This is a genomic window from Bacillus sp. FSL K6-2865, assembly GCF_040311405.1.
GTDB lineage: Bacteria > Bacillota > Bacilli > Bacillales > Bacillaceae > Bacillus > Bacillus velezensis.
Genome location: NZ_CP152036.1, coordinates 145,071 through 162,500 on the forward strand (window position 1 = coordinate 145,071; position 17,430 = coordinate 162,500).

Below are 17,430 nucleotides of genomic sequence, written 5' to 3' on the forward strand. Positions count from 1 at the left end.
TTGTTTAAGACAATCTCCAACTTTATGCGTGTGAGTGATATTCGGAATAAAATCATTTTTACATTACTCATGCTTATCGTCTTTCGCATAGGTGCGTTTATCCCTGTGCCATATGTAAATGCTCAGGCGTTGCAGACACAAAGTTCGATGGGGGTTTTTGATCTCCTTAACACATTTGGCGGCGGTGCGCTTTATCAGTTCTCCATTTTTGCGATGGGAATTACGCCTTACATCACTGCTTCAATCATCATTCAGCTGCTTCAGATGGATGTTGTGCCGAAGTTTACCGAGTGGTCTAAGCAAGGTGAAGTCGGCCGCCGTAAATTAGCTCAGTTCACGAGATATTTTACGATTGTGCTTGGTTTTATCCAGGCATTAGGTATGTCTTACGGGTTTAACAACCTGGCAAACGGTATGCTGATTGAAAAATCCGGCATATCGACATATCTGATTATTGCTTTAGTACTCACTGGAGGAACTGCTTTTTTAATGTGGCTGGGAGAACAAATTACTTCCAATGGAGTAGGTAACGGAATTTCGATCATCATCTTCGCGGGGATTGTGGCTAGTATTCCGAAAACTGTTGGGCAGATTTATGAGACTCAATTTGTCGGCAGCAGCGATCAGCTGTTTATTCATATTGTAAAAATCGCTTTACTGGTGATTGCGATATTGGCCGTTATTGTTGGTGTTATTTTCATTCAGCAGGCCGTACGCAAAATCGCGATTCAATATGCAAAAGGGCAAGGTCGTTCACCTGTTGGCGGAGGCCAGTCAACTCACCTTCCGCTTAAAGTGAATCCGGCAGGGGTTATTCCGGTAATCTTTGCGGTTGCGTTTCTTATTACGCCGCGTACTATCGCGTCATTTTTCGGAGAGAACGATGTGACAAAGTGGATTCAAGCCAACTTTGACAATACACATCCGGTGGGCATGGCGGTTTATGTCGCATTAATTATCGCCTTTACGTACTTCTATGCTTTTGTGCAGGTAAACCCTGAACAAATGGCTGATAACCTTAAAAAACAGGGTGGCTATATCCCGGGGGTTCGTCCAGGGAAAATGACTCAAGATAGAATTACGAGCATTTTGTATCGACTTACGTTTGTGGGTTCTATATTCTTAGCCGTGATTTCCATTCTTCCTATCTTTTTCATTCAATTCGCTGGATTGCCTCAAAGTGCACAGATTGGCGGAACATCATTGTTAATTGTCGTCGGGGTAGCCTTGGAGACAATGAAGCAGCTGGAGAGCCAGTTAGTGAAACGTAATTACCGAGGATTTATGAAAAATTAGAGGACTGGTTTTAACCATTCCTCTAAATAAGAGAGGACGGGGGAAATCCGAATGAACTTAGTCTTAATGGGACTTCCTGGAGCCGGTAAAGGCACACAGGGAGAACGAATTGTTGAGGATTATGGGATACCTCATATCTCAACGGGAGATATGTTCCGTGCTGCTATGAAAGAAGAAACACCACTCGGACTCGAAGCAAAGTCTTATATTGATAAAGGCGAGCTCGTACCGGACGAAGTCACAATCGGCATTGTCAAAGAAAGACTAGGCAAAGATGATTGTGAAAGAGGTTTTCTTCTGGACGGATTTCCGCGAACAGTCGCTCAGGCTGAAGCTCTTGAAAACATTCTTGAGGAATACGGCAAGCCGATTGATTATGTCATTAACATTAAAGTAGACAAAGACTCTTTAATGGAACGTTTGACTGGACGCAGAATTTGCAGTGTTTGCGGCACAACCTATCATTTGGTTTTCAATCCGCCGAAAACGCCGGGTGTTTGTGATAAAGACGGAGGAGACCTTTATCAACGGGCAGATGATAATGAGGAAACCGTCTCAAAACGGCTTGAGGTCAACATGAAGCAGACTCAGCCTTTACTCGATTTTTATTCTGAGAAAGGGTATCTTGTCAACGTCAATGGCCAGCAGGACATTAACGACGTGTACAAAGATGTGAAAGAGCTTCTTGGAGGATTGAGCAAATGATTATCTGTAAGACCCCTCGTGAGCTTGGCATCATGCGGGAAGCAGGGCGAATCGTGGCTTTGACTCATGAAGAGATGAAAAAGCACATTAAACCAGGAATCTCGACAAAAGAATTGGATCAAATTGCCGAACGTTTTATTGAGAAGCAGGGTGCAATCCCATCTTTTAAGGGGTATAATGGGTTTCGCGGGAGCATCTGTGTATCAGTTAATGAAGAACTCGTTCACGGAATACCCGGTAAAAGGGTTTTACGTGACGGTGACATTATCAGCATTGATATCGGTGCTAAATTAAATGGTTATCATGGTGACTCTGCTTGGACATATCCGGTAGGAAACATCAGTGATGATGATAAACGACTGCTGGAAGTAACAGAGGAGTCTTTATATAAAGGCTTGAAGGAAGCAAAACCAGGTGAACGTTTGTCGAATATTTCCCACGCAATACAAACGTATGTCGAAAATGAGCAGTTTTCAGTTGTTAGGGAGTATGTCGGACATGGTGTTGGTCAAGACTTGCATGAGGATCCGCAAATTCCTCATTACGGTCCGCCAAACAAAGGACCTAGGCTGAAGCCTGGTATGGTTCTCGCTATAGAACCGATGGTTAACGCTGGCAGCCGATATGTGAAAACATTGGCTGATAACTGGACGGTTGTAACGGTAGATGGGAAAAAGTGTGCTCATTTTGAACATACGATTGCGATTACGGAAACGGGTTTTGATATACTGACAAAAGTCTAGATGATGAAATGAATTTCTTGACACATGTTTTTCATTCCGCACCTGGGCAGATTGTAGGTTTACAATTGGTCGGAAGAAAAACAGGCTAGCTGCTGTCATCGGAATGAAGATTCATCATCGTGTACTAAAGCAGACGGAGAAAAGCGTACATTTCATTCTCCTTAGAAAAAGAATATCAATCATTCACCCTTTATGATTGCGTATCTCCGGAAGTTCAGAACAGTATAAACGAAACAGGGCGTGTGACAAACGGATAACTGAGATTTTCTCTTTTGAAATTTGTCAGAGAGCAAGTTACTGATTTGAAGAAGGGAGAACACTTGAATGGCGAAAGACGATGTAATTGAAGTGGAAGGTACGATTGTCGAAACACTGCCAAACGCGATGTTCAAAGTTGAACTCGAAAATGGCCATACGGTTTTGGCTCACGTATCTGGTAAAATCCGCATGCACTTCATTCGCATTTTACCTGGAGACAAAGTTACGGTAGAATTATCTCCATATGACTTAACTCGTGGCAGGATTACGTACCGTTACAAATAAAGCACTCCGGAAACTGAAGGAGGTTGGAAACACATGAAAGTGAGACCATCAGTTAAACCAATCTGCGAGAAATGTAAAGTTATTCGCAGAAAAGGAAAAGTAATGGTGATCTGTGAAAATCCAAAGCATAAACAAAAACAAGGATAATTAATAAGGAGGTGCCCAGAGAATGGCTCGTATTGCTGGTGTAGATATCCCACGTGACAAACGTGTTGTTATTTCTTTAACATATGTCTTCGGAATTGGCCGCACAACGGCTCAGCAAGTCTTGAAAGAGGCTGGTGTTTCTGAAGATACTCGTGTGCGTGATCTTACTGAAGAAGAACTTGGTAAAATCCGTGATGTTATTGACAAACTGAAAGTAGAAGGTGACCTTCGCCGTGAAGTTTCTCTTAACATCAAGCGTCTGATCGAAATCGGAAGCTACCGCGGAATCCGCCATCGCAGAGGTTTGCCTGTTCGCGGACAAAACTCTAAAAACAATGCGCGTACTCGTAAAGGTCCGCGTCGTACTGTAGCTAACAAGAAAAAATAAGTAAGGGAGGTACCTAAACAATGGCTGCTGCTCGTAAACAAAACACGCGTAAACGTCGCGTGAAAAAGAATATTGAGTCAGGAATCGCTCATATTCGTTCAACTTTCAACAACACGATCGTTACGATCACTGATACTCATGGTAATGCTCTTTCTTGGTCAAGTGCCGGAGCTCTAGGATTCAGAGGTTCTCGTAAATCTACTCCTTTTGCTGCGCAAATGGCTGCTGAAACAGCTGCTAAAGGTTCAATCGAACACGGACTTAAAACTCTTGAAGTAACTGTTAAAGGACCAGGTTCTGGCCGTGAAGCTGCAATCCGTGCTTTACAAGCTGCCGGACTTGAAGTTACAGCTATCAGAGACGTAACTCCTGTTCCTCATAATGGATGCCGTCCACCAAAACGTCGCCGCGTGTAATTTGTTTGTATAGATTTTGTGTCCCTGTCAATAATGGGTTATGATACAGTTATTTATGAAACGAATGCACCGACTCGTTGCCTGAGCACATACGGGACTAAACAATGGGGAATTTCGGATGGAATCTCATATGATTCTATTCGAGGTTTCGACGTTTTGAAGGAGGGTTTTAAGTAATGATCGAGATTGAAAAACCAAAAATCGAAACGGTTGAAATCAGCGACGATGCCAAATTTGGTAAGTTTGTCGTAGAGCCGCTTGAGCGTGGATATGGTACAACTCTGGGTAACTCCTTACGTCGTATCCTCTTATCCTCACTCCCTGGTGCCGCTGTAACATCGATCCAGATAGATGGTGTACTGCACGAATTCTCGACAATCGAAGGCGTTGTGGAAGATGTTACAACGATAATCTTGCACATTAAAAAGCTTGCATTGAAAATCTACTCTGATGAAGAGAAGACGCTTGAAATTGATGTACAGGGCGAAGGAACTGTCACAGCAGCTGATATTACACACGACAGCGATGTTGAAATCCTTAATCCGGATCTTCATATCGCGACTCTTGGTGAGAATGCGAGTTTCCGAGTTCGCCTTACTGCACAAAGAGGACGTGGGTATACACCTGCTGATTCGAACAAAAGAGACGATCAGCCAATCGGCGTGATTCCGATCGATTCAATCTTTACGCCAGTTTCTCGTTTATCTTATCAGGTGGAAAACACTCGTGTAGGCCAGGTTGCAAACTATGACAAACTTACACTTGATGTTTGGACTGACGGAAGCACTGGACCGAAGGAAGCAATTGCTCTCGGTTCAAAGATTTTAACTGAACACCTTAATATATTCGTCGGTTTAACTGACGAAGCTCAGCATGCTGAAATCATGGTTGAAAAAGAAGAGGATCAAAAAGAAAAAGTTCTTGAAATGACGATTGAGGAACTTGATCTTTCTGTCCGTTCTTACAACTGCTTGAAGCGTGCGGGCATTAACACGGTTCAAGAACTTGCGAACAAGACGGAAGAAGATATGATGAAAGTTCGCAACCTGGGACGCAAATCACTTGAAGAAGTGAAAGCGAAACTTGAAGAACTTGGACTCGGCCTTCGCAAAGACGATTGATCTAGTTTCCATGTGAACTAGGATTTTCGTGTGTTTTTTAATTAGAAACAGCATTCCATTAAAGGAGGGGACATCACATGTCATACAGAAAACTAGGACGTACGAGTTCACAGCGTAAAGCTATGCTTCGTGATCTTACAACAGATTTGATCATCAACGAAAGAATTGAAACAACTGAAACACGTGCGAAAGAACTTCGCTCTGTTGTTGAAAAGATGATCACTCTTGGTAAGCGCGGTGACTTGCATGCTCGTCGTCAAGCTGCTGCATACATTCGCAACGAGGTTGCTAATGAAGAAAATAACCAAGATGCACTTCAAAAATTATTCTCTGACATTGCAACTCGTTACGAGGAGCGCCAAGGCGGATACACACGTATTATGAAGCTTGGTCCTCGCCGTGGTGACGGTGCACCAATGGCAATCATCGAATTGGTTTAATCACATATTTTTGTGTATCTAAAGAAGGGCGGGACAGTTTCTAACTGGATCTATGCCCTTTTTTTAGATATCAGAACTTTTTATCATGAGACAGAAAAGCAGAGCTATAGCTGAGAGGAGGTCAGGCGCCCGTGGATCAAAAACAGCTTATATCCGTAAAAGACATCCTATTCCGATACCGCAAAGATGCAGAAAGACCGGCGCTGGACGGTGTGAGTCTGGAGGTATACGAAGGAGAATGGCTTGCTATCGTAGGTCACAACGGTTCAGGGAAGTCGACTTTGGCCAGAGCGCTGAACGGACTGATTTTGCCCGAGGCCGGAGAAATTGAAGTCGGCGGCATCAAACTGACTGAGGATACCGTGTGGGATGTGCGAAAAAAAATAGGGATGGTCTTTCAGAATCCCGATAACCAATTTGTCGGAACGACTGTTCGCGATGATGTGGCTTTTGGTTTAGAAAACAATGGTGTTCCGCGCGAAGAAATGATTGAGAGAGTAGATTGGGCTGTCACACAAGTCAATATGCAGGATTTTCTTGATCAAGAGCCGCACCATCTCTCCGGAGGTCAAAAACAAAGAGTGGCGATCGCGGGAATTATTGCCGCGCGTCCTGATATTATGATTTTGGATGAAGCGACATCCATGCTTGACCCGATTGGGAGAGAAGAAGTCCTTGATACTGTCAGACGCTTAAAAGATCAGGGCATGGCCACTGTCATTTCGATAACACATGACCTGGAAGAAGCCGCAAGGGCGGACAGGATCATTGTGATGAACGGCGGCAGGAAATATGCAGAGGGCACGCCTGAAGAGATTTTTAAATTAAACGAAGACTTGGTTCGCATCGGTCTTGATTTGCCTTTCTCATTCCAGCTCAGCCTGCTTTTGAAAGAAAGCGGACTGGCGTTAACGAAAAACCATCTGACTCAGGAAGGGCTGGTGAATGAGCTGTGGACATTAAAATCAAAGATGTAGAACACCGCTATCAAATGAAGACACCGTTTGAACGGCTGGCTCTGTATGATATCAATGCCGTGATAAAAGAGGGCAGCTACGTTGCCGTCATCGGGCATACAGGGTCGGGCAAATCGACGCTCCTGCAGCATTTAAACGGTTTGCTGAAACCGACTAAAGGACAGCTTGAACTCGGGAGCACGATTCTGGCAGCCAGTAAAAAGAATAAAGACCTTAAGACTTTGCGAAAAAAAGTCGGAATCGTTTTCCAATTTCCCGAACATCAGCTGTTTGAAGAGACTGTGCTGAAGGACATCGCATTCGGACCGATGAATTTCGGTGTAAAAAAAGAAGACGCTGAACGGAAAGCAAAAGAAATGCTGGGGCTTGTGGGCCTTCCGGAAGACATTTTGGATCGTTCACCATTTGAGCTCAGCGGCGGCCAGATGCGCAGAGTGGCGATTGCCGGCGTTCTCGCGATGGAGCCGGAAGTGCTGGTTTTGGATGAACCGACGGCCGGTCTTGATCCGAGAGGGCGCCAGGACATTATGGACATGTTCTATGCGCTTCATCAGCGGGGAAACCTGACTACCGTTCTCGTCACCCACAGCATGGAGGACGCCGCCCGTTATGCCGACGAAATGATCGTCATGCACAAAGGAACCATTAAGTCGACGGGGAGTCCGCGTGACTTGTTTGTAAAAGGTGAAGAGATGTCCGAAATGGGCCTGGATCTTCCTGAATCGGTGAAGTTTCAGAGACGGCTTGAGGAGGCTCTCGGAGTCAAGTATGAAAAACCCATGCTGACCCTGCAGGATGCCGCCAGTGAAATCAAGGCTTTCTTTCAGGAGGAAAAGGACCAATGATGGACAGCATGATTATCGGAAAGTATGTTCCCGGATCATCGCTTATTCACCGATTGGACCCGCGAACAAAACTTGTCAGCATCTTTCTTTTTGTATGTATCGTTTTTTTGGCAAACAACGTACAGACGTACGCTTTGCTCGGTTTGTTTACATTCGGGGTGATCGCCTTGACTCGCGTGCCGTTCAGCTTTTTGCTGAAGGGGCTTAAGCCGATTATCTGGATTGTGGCGTTTACCTTTTTATTACACATTTTCATGACGCATGAAGGATCTGTCATTTTTCAGCTTGGCTGGTTTAAAGTGTATGAGGGCGGACTTATACAGGGGATTTTTATCTCCCTCCGTTTCGTTTACCTTATCTTTATGACGACGCTGCTGACGCTGACAACAACGCCGATTGAAATAACGGATGGAATGGAGCAGCTCCTGAATCCTTTTAAAAAGGTGAAGCTGCCCGTACACGAACTCGCATTGATGATGTCGATATCATTGCGATTTATCCCGACATTGATGGAAGAGACAGATAAAATCATGAAGGCGCAAATGGCGAGGGGTGCGGACTTTACAAGCGGCCCGGTGAAAGACAGAATCAAAGCGGTTGTTCCGCTGCTTGTCCCGCTGTTTGTCAGCGCCTTTAAACGCGCGGAAGAGCTCGCGGTCGCCATGGAGGCGAGAGGCTACCGGGGCGGTGAGGGGAGAACGAAATACAGAAAGCTCGTCTGGACCGGAAAGGATACCGGAGCTATTCTGCTCATCATCGTATTAGCCGTGTTATTGTTTTTCTTAAGAAGTTAGAGGTGCTGCTGAATGAGAGTGAAATGTACCATTGCTTATGACGGGCATTTATTTAACGGATATCAGGTTCAGCCTGGAAAACGGACCGTTCAAAGTGAATTGGAAAAAGCGCTGGCCGTCATCCATAAAACGGACGGCAGAGTGCCTGTGTACTCATCCGGCCGCACGGACAGCGATGTTCATGCTGCCGGGCAGGTCATTCATTTTGATACACCGCTGTCCATCCCGGCTGAGAAATGGCCGTTTGCGCTCAATGCCCTGCTGCCTGATGATATTGCCGTCAAAACAGCAGAGATTGCGGATGATGGGTTCCATGCACGATTTAGCGCGGTCCAAAAGGAATATCGCTACTTTGTATATACGGAGAAACACCCGGACGTATTTAAACGACATTACGCTTACCATTTTGCATATCCGCTTAATGTGCAGAAAATGAGGGAAGCTTCAAGGCACCTCGTCGGGACACATGATTTCACAAGCTTTTGCGCGGCTGATACCGCGGTTCAGGATAAAGTCAGAACGATTTACGAGCTGGATTGGACTGAGACCGGAGACGGCCTGCAGATGCGGATCACCGGAAACGGTTTTCTCTATAATATGGTCAGAATCATTGCCGGAACGTTATTGGATACAGGAGCTGGAAAATTTTCTCCCGATGATGTAAAAGCAATGCTCGAAGCGAAGGATCGCGAAGCCGCGGGGCGCACCGCACCGGGGCACGGGCTGTATTTATGGAGCGTTTGCTATGACAACTAAACCAGGTGTAACATTTTCTTGACAGAGTCTGCATAAAGTTATAAGATATCATATGGTATGTATTTCAACCCCACGATAAGCCCCGGAACTTATTGTGTTGTGAAATAGAACGTAATCGAAGATTATTGAAAATGACAGATTATTTAGGAGGGAAATTCAATGCGTACAACACCTATGGCTAACGCAAGTACTATTGAACGCAAGTGGTTAGTTGTTGATGCAGCAGGCAAGACTTTAGGACGTCTTTCTACAGAAGTTGCATCTATCCTTCGCGGGAAACACAAACCGACTTACACACCGCACGTTGATACTGGAGATCATGTGATCATCATCAACGCTGAAAAAATCGAGTTAACTGGTAAAAAGTTAACTGACAAAATCTACTACCGTCACACTCAACATCCAGGCGGATTAAAATCAAGAACTGCTCTTGAAATGCGTACAAACTACCCTGAGAAAATGCTTGAGCTTGCTATCAAAGGCATGCTTCCAAAAGGTTCTCTAGGTCGTCAAATGTTCAAGAAATTGAACGTATACCGTGGTTCTGAGCATCCACATGAAGCACAAAAACCTGAAGTTTACGAACTTCGCGGTTAATTAAAAAGGAGGTTACCAATTTGGCACAGGTTCAATATTACGGTACTGGCCGTCGTAAAAGTTCTGTAGCGCGTGTGCGCTTAGTTCCAGGTGAAGGTCGTATCGTCGTTAATAATCGTGAAATCAGCGAGCACATTCCATCTCCAGCTCTAATCGAAGATATCAAACAACCATTAACTTTAACTGAAACAGCTGGTACTTATGATGTTTTAGTAAACGTACATGGAGGCGGCTTATCTGGTCAAGCTGGAGCAATCCGTCATGGTATCGCTCGTGCTTTGCTTGAAGCAGATCCAGAATACCGTGCAACACTTAAACGTGCTGGTCTTCTCACTCGTGACGCTCGTATGAAAGAACGTAAAAAATACGGTCTTAAAGGCGCTCGTCGTGCACCTCAGTTCTCAAAACGTTAATCGTTTTGGATGGCAAAAACCACAACTTCTTGGTTGTGGTTTTTTTGTATTTTTTTCTCATATTCAAGAGGTTATCCGATGTTTTTCTAGAATTGTTTGTTATACTCTATTCATTACCAATAAGGAGCGCAGTTATAATGAATAAGTTAGTCATACATAACAGCAAGGCATGGGATAAAAAAGTCGAAACAGGCAATGAATGGACGGTTGCGGTTGATTCTCATACGATTGGTGAAGCGAAAAAAGGCAATTGGAGCATCAGAATGACCCCCGGAAAAGATGTGCCGGCGGATTGGTTTCCGCCCATAGACGGTCTGAAGGTTCTTTGTCTCGCTTCAGGAGGAGGACAGCAAGGGCCGGTCCTTGCTGCTGCAGGAGCGGACGTGACCATCTTTGACAATTCGGAAAAACAGCTTGCGCAAGACAGAATGGTTGCCGAGCGGGACGATCTTACGCTTCGCACTGTCAAAGGCAGCATGAATGATCTGAGCTGTTTTGATGATGAGTCATTTGATTTTATCGTGCACCCGGTATCGAATTGCTTTGTTGATACGGTTCTTCCGGTATGGAAAGAAGCTCATCGCGTATTGAAAAAAGGCGGGTCTTTAGTCTCCGGTTTTGTAAATCCCGTCGTGTTCTTATTTGATATGGATTTAGAGCAGGAAGGCGTACTGAAAGTAAAGTATTCCATTCCGTTTTCGGATGAAAAGGATCTGAGTAAGAAAAAGGTAAAGGAACTTATTGATAATCATGAAGCGCTTGAATTCGGCCATACGCTGGAGGATCAAATTAAAGGTCAGATTGACGCAGGCTTCATGGTTGCCGGTTTTTACGAAGACAAAGGCGGCCTCGTGCTGGATGAATACATTAATACATACTCCGTAACAAGAAGCATTAAAATATAAAAACGGCATCCCGTCAGAGGTGCTGTTTTTTTGCGGCTTTTTCCTGCGGACGGCTGATCACATTAGCCGAAACCGGTTCTATTCCAATTTCTCTGGCCCAAACCGACAGTTGTCCCATATGGTGAATCTCATGCGCAAGGATGTGGCGGAGAATATCTTCTTTAGGAAAGGTTTGGTCCATCCATTCCGGCTTAACAAAATCCGGTCCTTTGCGGGAGACCGCATGAATGACATCCTTCCGATATTGTTCAGACAGCTTTCTGAGATCCTGAATGCTCGTATAGTCAGACTCAGCAGGTAAAACATCATCTTTACCTAAAATGGCACGAGCCCAGCTGATCTCGACATCAATGATATGAAATAAAGTGCGCAAGATGCTCTTCATTCCGCCCGTCCGGGTTTTCGTCAGTTCCTCCCGGCTCAGCTTTTCACATATCATAAACCACTCGTCACGCACCGTCCAATTGTATTGAAACAGCTTTTTCATAACGTCACCTCAGCTCTTTATTCTTCCAGTTAACATAAAACTCCTTCATTTGGGAGGATTTCCACTATCAACAAAGCATGCTTTTTCCCTTTTCCTTTCAAAATAACAGTAAAAAGGAGCGTGGCTGACAATGGCAGAAGTATTATCTTTTTCAGACGTGAAACGGCAGAAGGATTTTGAGCTTGAGAAGAGTTTACTAAAGGAGCTGTCACTGACGCAGATCATTCAGTCCGTAAAAGCATGTCTTACCCCTTTGTTTCCCTTTCTTCAAGACGAAAACGGCATTCTGAGTGAAGGATGCATAGATTTTGCAATTGAAGCGTATTTATTAGGCGGCCGGTTCGGCGTCTTTGGCTATTATGGTGAGTCCTTGCAGAGGGCAAACGCCCGTTCGGCAGAAGAAGAGGAAGAACTGACGGCCGATTTTTTTGAATATCTTTGCAATTGGACGCATGAGCAATATTCTTCCGTTGAACAAAAAGAAATCTATGAAGCGTCCTGCCGGTTTATCAACAGCTGGTGGACGGAAGGATTTCTGCAAAGAGAAAAACAATGTAAGCTCCGCATGAGGTAATCATAATTTCTTCCCTTGTCCCATATTTATTAATAACGGGGACAAGCGGGAGGGAAAGGTATGACAAAAAAGCTGAAATGGCTCGGTTTTTTACTTGGCTTTATCATATTATTGTGTTTATTCCGGTTTCAATTCCATAATGATGATTCCTGGCGGCCGTGGAGTCTGCCGCTGAGCGGGAAAATCATCTATCTCGATCCGGGACACGGCGGACCGGACGGAGGCGCCACGGGAGGCAGTCACCTTGAAAAGGACATTACTCTCGAAGTGGCCTCCAGGGTCAGAGACTATTTGCAGGAGCAGGGAGCTTTGGTCATTATGACGCGGGAGACGGATACTGATTTAGCTCCTGAAGGGACGAAAGGCTACAGCAGACGCAAAGCGGAAGATCTGAGAAAGCGCGTGGAAATCATCAACCGTTCAGAGGCGGAGCTTTATATCAGCATTCATCTGAACGCCATACCGTCACCGAGATGGAGCGGCGCCCAAAGCTTCTACTATGGAAAATACGAAGAGAATGAAAAAGTAGCAAAATATATACAGGACGAATTGAGAATCAATTTGGAGAATACAACGAGAAAGGCGAAACGGATACACGGCATTTACTTAATGCAGAATGTAACCAAACCGGGCGCGCTGGTGGAGATCGGATTTCTGTCCAATCCCGCGGAAGCGAAAAGGCTCGGCCAGCCCAAATATCAGGACAAAATCGCTTCTTCCGTGTATAAGGGCGTATTGAGATACTTCACAGAGAAAGGAGACCCTCCCGAGTAAGGAGGGTTTTTCGCCGATTCTATGTTTAATATATGGTATAATACCATTTGTAAACGAATACACAAAGGGTGAGGGTTCGATGATAAGAGAAGATGAAGTAAGAAATATAGTCGGAAACATGCGCGAACCTTTTCTTCATAGACCGCTGGGAGAATTGGATGCCATTAAAGAAGTAAAGATCAAGCCGGAAAAACGGCATGTCAGTGTGAAAATTGCATTGGCAAAAACGGGGACGGCTGAACAGATGGGTATTCAGCAGGAAATCGTATCCGTTCTGAAAGAAGCGGGTGCGGAAACTGTGGGACTGCGGTTTGAAGAGCTGCCGGAAGAAACATTGGCGAAATTCAGCCGGCCGGCTGCTGAAAGCGAAACCCTGCTGAATAGGAAACATCCGCCGGTCTTTCTTGCGGTGGCAAGCGGAAAAGGCGGTGTCGGCAAATCAACGGTTTCCGTCAACCTGGCCATTTCTCTTGCGCGGCTCGGAAAAAAAGTCGGCTTGATCGACGCGGATATATACGGGTTCAGCGTGCCGGACATGATGGGTATTACAGTCCGCCCGACAGTAGAAGGAGAAAAACTGCTTCCTGTCGAAAGATTTGGAGTAAAGGTTATGTCGATGGGCTTTTTCGTCGAAGAAAACGCTCCGGTTGTGTGGAGAGGGCCGATGCTGGGCAAGATGCTGAATAACTTCTTCCATGAGGTTGACTGGGGAGAGGTTGACTATATCGTTCTCGATCTGCCGCCCGGCACGGGTGATGTGGCGCTCGATGTACACACGATGCTTCCGAGCTGCAAAGAGATTATCGTATCAACGCCGCACCCTACAGCTGCATTTGTAGCGGCGAGAGCGGGTTCTATGGCGATTAAGACCGATCATGAAGTTGTAGGGGTCATTGAAAATATGGCTTACTATGAAAGTGCAAAAACCGGCGAGAGAGAATATGTGTTCGGTCAAGGCGGGGGAGATAAGCTTGCAGAGGAATTGCAAGTGCCGCTGCTTGGCAGAATTCCTTTAAAACAGCCTGATTGGGACAAGGATCAGTTTGCGCCTTCTGTCTATGACAGAAGTCATCCGATCGGGGAAATTTATATGGGGATCGCCCAGAAAGTCATTGAAAAAACAGCTGAATAAAAAAGGGGCCGGGATCAACACGGCCCGGCCTTTTATTGGCTTTCTTTTTCAGAGCTTGAAGCTGCTTTTTTCAATTCATCCTCGAATTGCTTTTTGAAAAGCGGGCTGGAAAGTGTCTCTGTAATTACATCTTCTAAGTAACTGCGGAACTTTTGGCTTTTCACCAGCTCATAGTATTTTTTATCCATGCCGGGGTCCTGCATGATCTGCATAAAACTTTTCTGATAATCAGGGTCTTTCATCAGTTTTTTTATGATTTTTTCATGCTCGGGCTGAAGAGTTTTTGCAAAGCTCTCGGCGAATTTTGAGTCTTCAAAGATGGTTTTCCAGAACTCCGCCCCTTTTTTAGAGGTGAGGGTTTTCTCTATTGTGCCTTTAATGGCATTTTGATCAATCACCAATGCCTCATTCATCGCATCATCATTTAATATTTCCTTAATTGCCTTTTTTCCATCATCGGTCTTTAATATATCAACAACCATTTTTTTAGTCTGGTCATAATCCATATCCGCTGCTTGGTCTTTTGGAGCACAAGCTGTTACAGATAATAAAACAAAACAGCTTATCAATAGCGTTTTGGCTTTTGACATGCATAAGCTCCTTCCTTACTTGTACTTATTTTTAATATGATTCATCGGAATGGATTTATACATAACAAAATATCGCTGAACGCGATTGTCAGGGGGATGAATAAGAGATGAAAAGCCGCGGGCTTGTTCGATTTTTCTTTTCGATTTTAGCTGTGGGCGCTCTTATTACAAGCGTCGTGGGATTTGCTCTGAAGTGGGGGGAGTACAAGGGGTTCTTTCTGAATTTTGAGGCCGGTCAGATTTTCTCCGTTCTGATCTGGTTTATCGGGGTAGGCATGATTTTCAGTGTGATCAGCCAGATGGGATTCTTCGTTTTTCTGACGGTGCACCGGTTTGCCCTTGAAATTCTCAGATCAAGCTCGCTTTGGAATCTGCTTCAGCTGTTTATCATTTTGTTTGTCGCTTTTGATTTAATGTACGTCAGATTTTTGTTTTTCGGAGAGCGGGATGACTCGATTGCAGGGTTTGTCTGGCTGCCGCTGGCTTTGCTTGCCGTCGGCCTGTTGACGGCATATATAAAACAAAAGCAGTCCTCAAAAAATACGTTCGTTTCATCATTATTTTTAATGGTCGTTATTACAGCGCTTGAATGGGTTCCTGCGCTACGAGTGAATAATGAGGACTGGCTTTATTTGATGCTGATTCCGCTGATGGGCTGCAATGCGTTTCAGCTGCTAATGCTGCCGAAGTTTGCCCAGAGGTAATTATTTCACTTCTGATGACTTGACGTCAGTATTTGCGATCAGGTCGCCGACGGTCACGTTTTTCAGTCCTTTTTGCTTTAAATTGTGAATGATGGCGGGGAGCGCTTCTTCAGTCTGTGTTGCTGAATCAGAGGCGTGCAGCAGAACAATGTCGCCGCCTTTTATATGACTGTTTACATTTTCAATGATTTTATCAGGGCCGGGATTTGTCCAATCCTGCGAGTTAACGCTGTAATGAACCACTGAATAGTGGTACTGCTGTGCAATGGTAAGAACCTTTTTATTAAATTGTCCGGTCGGCGGACGGAGTAAATGAACATTCTTCACACCCAGCTTTTTAAATGCAGTCTGGGCCCGGAGGATATCTTTTTTTATTTCATTGTCCTCTAGGTTGGTATAATTCTTATACGCATATCCCATGCTGCCGATTTGATGTCCGTCTTTTATCATACGTTCAACTGTGTCCGGGTGCCGTTCCGCCCAAGAAGCTGACAGAAAAAAAGTGGCGTTTTTAATACCGTTTGCTTTTAGCGCGTTCAGAATAGGAACTGCTTTTTCGTCGCCCCAGCTGATATCGAATGTTAATGCGACTTCGCCCGCTTTCGTCTCCCCTTTTGAAATAGCCTTCGGGCCGCTATCAGTTAAAAATACAGGAAGGGGGACTGCTCTCTGTATATAAAAAAAGCTGGCTGCTGCAAATGCGGCAATGATAATAATAAGCAGCTGTTTTATCCTTCTGATGTGCCACACGTAGAAGTGATTCACTGATGACGCCTCCTTATCTTGTCCATGCTTGATTACATCGTATGCCGCGTCGGAGATGAACATACCGAAATCCGTTTTAAAAAAATGAAAAAAACACTTGCTAAATTCAGCGAATGCATGGTATATTATTAAACGTCGCTGATGAACAGCAGACAACAACAAAAAGCTTCGGAAACAACTTAAAAAAAGTTGTTGACATAAAAGAAGCTGAGTGGTAAGCTAATAAAGCTGCTTCAACAAGCGGTAATGATCTTTGAAAACTAAACAAGACAAAACGTACCTGTTAATTCAAAGTTTTAAATAAATCGCACAGCGATGTGCGTAGTCAGTCAAACTACTTTATCGGAGAGTTTGATCCTGGCTCAGGACGAACGCTGGCGGCGTGCCTAATACATGCAAGTCGAGCGGACAGATGGGAGCTTGCTCCCTGATGTTAGCGGCGGACGGGTGAGTAACACGTGGGTAACCTGCCTGTAAGACTGGGATAACTCCGGGAAACCGGGGCTAATACCGGATGGTTGTTTGAACCGCATGGTTCAGACATAAAAGGTGGCTTCGGCTACCACTTACAGATGGACCCGCGGCGCATTAGCTAGTTGGTGAGGTAACGGCTCACCAAGGCGACGATGCGTAGCCGACCTGAGAGGGTGATCGGCCACACTGGGACTGAGACACGGCCCAGACTCCTACGGGAGGCAGCAGTAGGGAATCTTCCGCAATGGACGAAAGTCTGACGGAGCAACGCCGCGTGAGTGATGAAGGTTTTCGGATCGTAAAGCTCTGTTGTTAGGGAAGAACAAGTGCCGTTCAAATAGGGCGGCACCTTGACGGTACCTAACCAGAAAGCCACGGCTAACTACGTGCCAGCAGCCGCGGTAATACGTAGGTGGCAAGCGTTGTCCGGAATTATTGGGCGTAAAGGGCTCGCAGGCGGTTTCTTAAGTCTGATGTGAAAGCCCCCGGCTCAACCGGGGAGGGTCATTGGAAACTGGGGAACTTGAGTGCAGAAGAGGAGAGTGGAATTCCACGTGTAGCGGTGAAATGCGTAGAGATGTGGAGGAACACCAGTGGCGAAGGCGACTCTCTGGTCTGTAACTGACGCTGAGGAGCGAAAGCGTGGGGAGCGAACAGGATTAGATACCCTGGTAGTCCACGCCGTAAACGATGAGTGCTAAGTGTTAGGGGGTTTCCGCCCCTTAGTGCTGCAGCTAACGCATTAAGCACTCCGCCTGGGGAGTACGGTCGCAAGACTGAAACTCAAAGGAATTGACGGGGGCCCGCACAAGCGGTGGAGCATGTGGTTTAATTCGAAGCAACG

The 17,430-nt window shown here is 45.3% G+C and carries 23 protein-coding genes, 1 rRNA gene and 1 pseudogene (1 of these 25 cut by a window edge); 22 read left to right on the forward strand and 3 right to left on the reverse strand.

Annotation, left to right across the window (positions count from 1 at the left end; all coding sequences use genetic code 11):
* The 17 genes and pseudogenes from secY to NYE42_RS00910 all read left to right on the forward strand — a co-directional run bounded on the left by secY (nucleotide 1) and on the right by NYE42_RS00910 (nucleotide 11,086).
* On the forward strand, nucleotides 1–1,296 hold the full coding sequence (gene secY / locus NYE42_RS00830) for a preprotein translocase subunit SecY (RefSeq protein WP_007410406.1): 1,296 nt from the start codon (nucleotides 1–3) through the stop codon (nucleotides 1,294–1,296).
* A gap of 51 nt (nucleotides 1,297–1,347) precedes the next feature.
* Complete coding sequence (locus NYE42_RS00835; RefSeq protein ID WP_007410407.1) at nucleotides 1,348–2,001, forward strand: adenylate kinase; 654 nt, start codon at nucleotides 1,348–1,350, stop codon at nucleotides 1,999–2,001.
* Nucleotides 1,998–2,744 carry a type I methionyl aminopeptidase gene (gene map, locus NYE42_RS00840; protein ID WP_007410408.1) on the forward strand — a complete coding sequence of 249 codons (747 nt, stop codon included), beginning with the start codon at nucleotides 1,998–2,000 and terminating at the stop codon, nucleotides 2,742–2,744. The genes NYE42_RS00835 and map overlap by 4 nt, the downstream gene beginning before the upstream one ends.
* Nucleotides 2,745–2,808: 64 nt before the next feature.
* Nucleotides 2,809–3,091, forward strand: a pseudogene (locus NYE42_RS00845) (RNA-binding protein).
* Nucleotides 3,069–3,287, forward strand: coding sequence for a translation initiation factor IF-1 (gene infA / locus NYE42_RS00850; protein ID WP_003156508.1), 219 nt, complete (start codon nucleotides 3,069–3,071; stop codon nucleotides 3,285–3,287). The pseudogene NYE42_RS00845 and the gene infA overlap by 23 nt, the downstream one beginning before the upstream one ends.
* 33 nt (nucleotides 3,288–3,320) lie before the next feature.
* Nucleotides 3,321–3,434 carry a 50S ribosomal protein L36 gene (gene rpmJ, locus NYE42_RS00855; RefSeq protein WP_003156543.1) on the forward strand — a complete coding sequence of 38 codons (114 nt, stop codon included), beginning with the start codon at nucleotides 3,321–3,323 and terminating at the stop codon, nucleotides 3,432–3,434.
* Nucleotides 3,435–3,456: 22 nt separating this feature from the next.
* Nucleotides 3,457–3,822, forward strand: a complete 366-nt coding sequence (gene rpsM, locus NYE42_RS00860) for a 30S ribosomal protein S13 (RefSeq protein WP_003156545.1) — start codon at nucleotides 3,457–3,459, stop codon at nucleotides 3,820–3,822.
* Between the two features lie 20 nt (nucleotides 3,823–3,842).
* A complete protein-coding gene (rpsK, locus tag NYE42_RS00865) occupies nucleotides 3,843–4,238 on the forward strand; it encodes a 30S ribosomal protein S11 (protein WP_007410409.1) in 396 nt (131 codons plus the stop codon).
* 176 nt (nucleotides 4,239–4,414) lie between these two features.
* On the forward strand, nucleotides 4,415–5,359 hold the full coding sequence (locus NYE42_RS00870; protein WP_003156549.1) for a DNA-directed RNA polymerase subunit alpha: 945 nt from the start codon (nucleotides 4,415–4,417) through the stop codon (nucleotides 5,357–5,359).
* A gap of 77 nt (nucleotides 5,360–5,436) precedes the next feature.
* A complete protein-coding gene (gene rplQ / locus NYE42_RS00875) occupies nucleotides 5,437–5,799 on the forward strand; it encodes a 50S ribosomal protein L17 (RefSeq protein WP_003156550.1) in 363 nt (120 codons plus the stop codon).
* A gap of 131 nt (nucleotides 5,800–5,930) precedes the next feature.
* The gene (locus NYE42_RS00880) at nucleotides 5,931–6,776 is read left to right on the forward strand and encodes an energy-coupling factor ABC transporter ATP-binding protein (protein ID WP_007615256.1); all 846 of its coding nucleotides are present in this window, start codon (nucleotides 5,931–5,933) and stop codon (nucleotides 6,774–6,776) included.
* Complete coding sequence (locus NYE42_RS00885; protein WP_352426695.1) at nucleotides 6,752–7,621, forward strand: energy-coupling factor ABC transporter ATP-binding protein; 870 nt, start codon at nucleotides 6,752–6,754, stop codon at nucleotides 7,619–7,621. Before NYE42_RS00880 ends, NYE42_RS00885 begins: the two co-directional genes overlap by 25 nt.
* Nucleotides 7,618–8,415, forward strand: a complete 798-nt coding sequence (locus tag NYE42_RS00890; RefSeq protein ID WP_039252959.1) for an energy-coupling factor transporter transmembrane protein EcfT — start codon at nucleotides 7,618–7,620, stop codon at nucleotides 8,413–8,415. The genes NYE42_RS00885 and NYE42_RS00890 overlap by 4 nt, the downstream gene beginning before the upstream one ends.
* 12 nt (nucleotides 8,416–8,427) lie before the next feature.
* Nucleotides 8,428–9,171 (forward strand): tRNA pseudouridine(38-40) synthase TruA, encoded by a 744-nt coding sequence (gene truA, locus NYE42_RS00895; RefSeq protein ID WP_015416678.1) that lies wholly within the window; start codon nucleotides 8,428–8,430, stop codon nucleotides 9,169–9,171.
* A 159-nt stretch (nucleotides 9,172–9,330) separates the two neighbouring features.
* Nucleotides 9,331–9,768 (forward strand): 50S ribosomal protein L13, encoded by a 438-nt coding sequence (rplM, locus tag NYE42_RS00900; protein ID WP_003225844.1) that lies wholly within the window; start codon nucleotides 9,331–9,333, stop codon nucleotides 9,766–9,768.
* Between the two features lie 20 nt (nucleotides 9,769–9,788).
* A complete protein-coding gene (rpsI, locus tag NYE42_RS00905) occupies nucleotides 9,789–10,181 on the forward strand; it encodes a 30S ribosomal protein S9 (protein WP_003225846.1) in 393 nt (130 codons plus the stop codon).
* Between the two features lie 137 nt (nucleotides 10,182–10,318).
* Nucleotides 10,319–11,086, forward strand: coding sequence for a class I SAM-dependent methyltransferase (locus tag NYE42_RS00910; RefSeq protein ID WP_007410414.1), 768 nt, complete (start codon nucleotides 10,319–10,321; stop codon nucleotides 11,084–11,086).
* Nucleotides 11,087–11,099: 13 nt separating this feature from the next.
* Here NYE42_RS00910 and NYE42_RS00915 read toward each other — a convergent pair whose 3' ends face one another.
* The gene (locus tag NYE42_RS00915; RefSeq protein WP_199022289.1) at nucleotides 11,100–11,573 is read right to left on the reverse strand and encodes a DinB family protein; all 474 of its coding nucleotides are present in this window, start codon (nucleotides 11,571–11,573) and stop codon (nucleotides 11,100–11,102) included.
* A 130-nt stretch (nucleotides 11,574–11,703) separates the two neighbouring features.
* Between NYE42_RS00915 and NYE42_RS00920 the strand changes: the two genes are divergently transcribed.
* The 3 genes from NYE42_RS00920 to NYE42_RS00930 all read left to right on the forward strand — a co-directional run bounded on the left by NYE42_RS00920 (nucleotide 11,704) and on the right by NYE42_RS00930 (nucleotide 14,053).
* Nucleotides 11,704–12,147 carry a DUF2521 family protein gene (locus tag NYE42_RS00920; protein WP_061861089.1) on the forward strand — a complete coding sequence of 148 codons (444 nt, stop codon included), beginning with the start codon at nucleotides 11,704–11,706 and terminating at the stop codon, nucleotides 12,145–12,147.
* A 60-nt stretch (nucleotides 12,148–12,207) separates the two neighbouring features.
* Nucleotides 12,208–12,921, forward strand: coding sequence for an N-acetylmuramoyl-L-alanine amidase CwlD (gene cwlD / locus NYE42_RS00925; protein ID WP_007410417.1), 714 nt, complete (start codon nucleotides 12,208–12,210; stop codon nucleotides 12,919–12,921).
* A gap of 79 nt (nucleotides 12,922–13,000) precedes the next feature.
* Nucleotides 13,001–14,053 (forward strand): Mrp/NBP35 family ATP-binding protein, encoded by a 1,053-nt coding sequence (locus NYE42_RS00930; RefSeq protein ID WP_007410418.1) that lies wholly within the window; start codon nucleotides 13,001–13,003, stop codon nucleotides 14,051–14,053.
* 32 nt (nucleotides 14,054–14,085) lie between these two features.
* Here the strand turns inward: NYE42_RS00930 and gerD are convergent, their stop codons facing one another.
* Complete coding sequence (gerD, locus tag NYE42_RS00935) at nucleotides 14,086–14,643, reverse strand: spore germination lipoprotein GerD (protein WP_007410419.1); 558 nt, start codon at nucleotides 14,641–14,643, stop codon at nucleotides 14,086–14,088.
* Nucleotides 14,644–14,750: 107 nt separating this feature from the next.
* Between gerD and kbaA the strand changes: the two genes are divergently transcribed.
* Nucleotides 14,751–15,347 (forward strand): KinB-signaling pathway activation protein, encoded by a 597-nt coding sequence (gene kbaA, locus NYE42_RS00940; RefSeq protein WP_007410420.1) that lies wholly within the window; start codon nucleotides 14,751–14,753, stop codon nucleotides 15,345–15,347.
* On the opposite strand, the gene pdaB is transcribed toward kbaA, so the two are convergent.
* Nucleotides 15,348–16,112 (reverse strand): polysaccharide deacetylase family sporulation protein PdaB, encoded by a 765-nt coding sequence (pdaB, locus tag NYE42_RS00945; RefSeq protein WP_015416681.1) that lies wholly within the window; start codon nucleotides 16,110–16,112, stop codon nucleotides 15,348–15,350.
* Nucleotides 16,113–16,451: 339 nt separating this feature from the next.
* On the opposite strand from pdaB, the gene NYE42_RS00950 reads away from it, so the two are divergent.
* Nucleotides 16,452–17,430: ribosomal RNA gene (locus NYE42_RS00950) — 16S ribosomal RNA — on the forward strand (it continues 571 nt past the right edge of the window).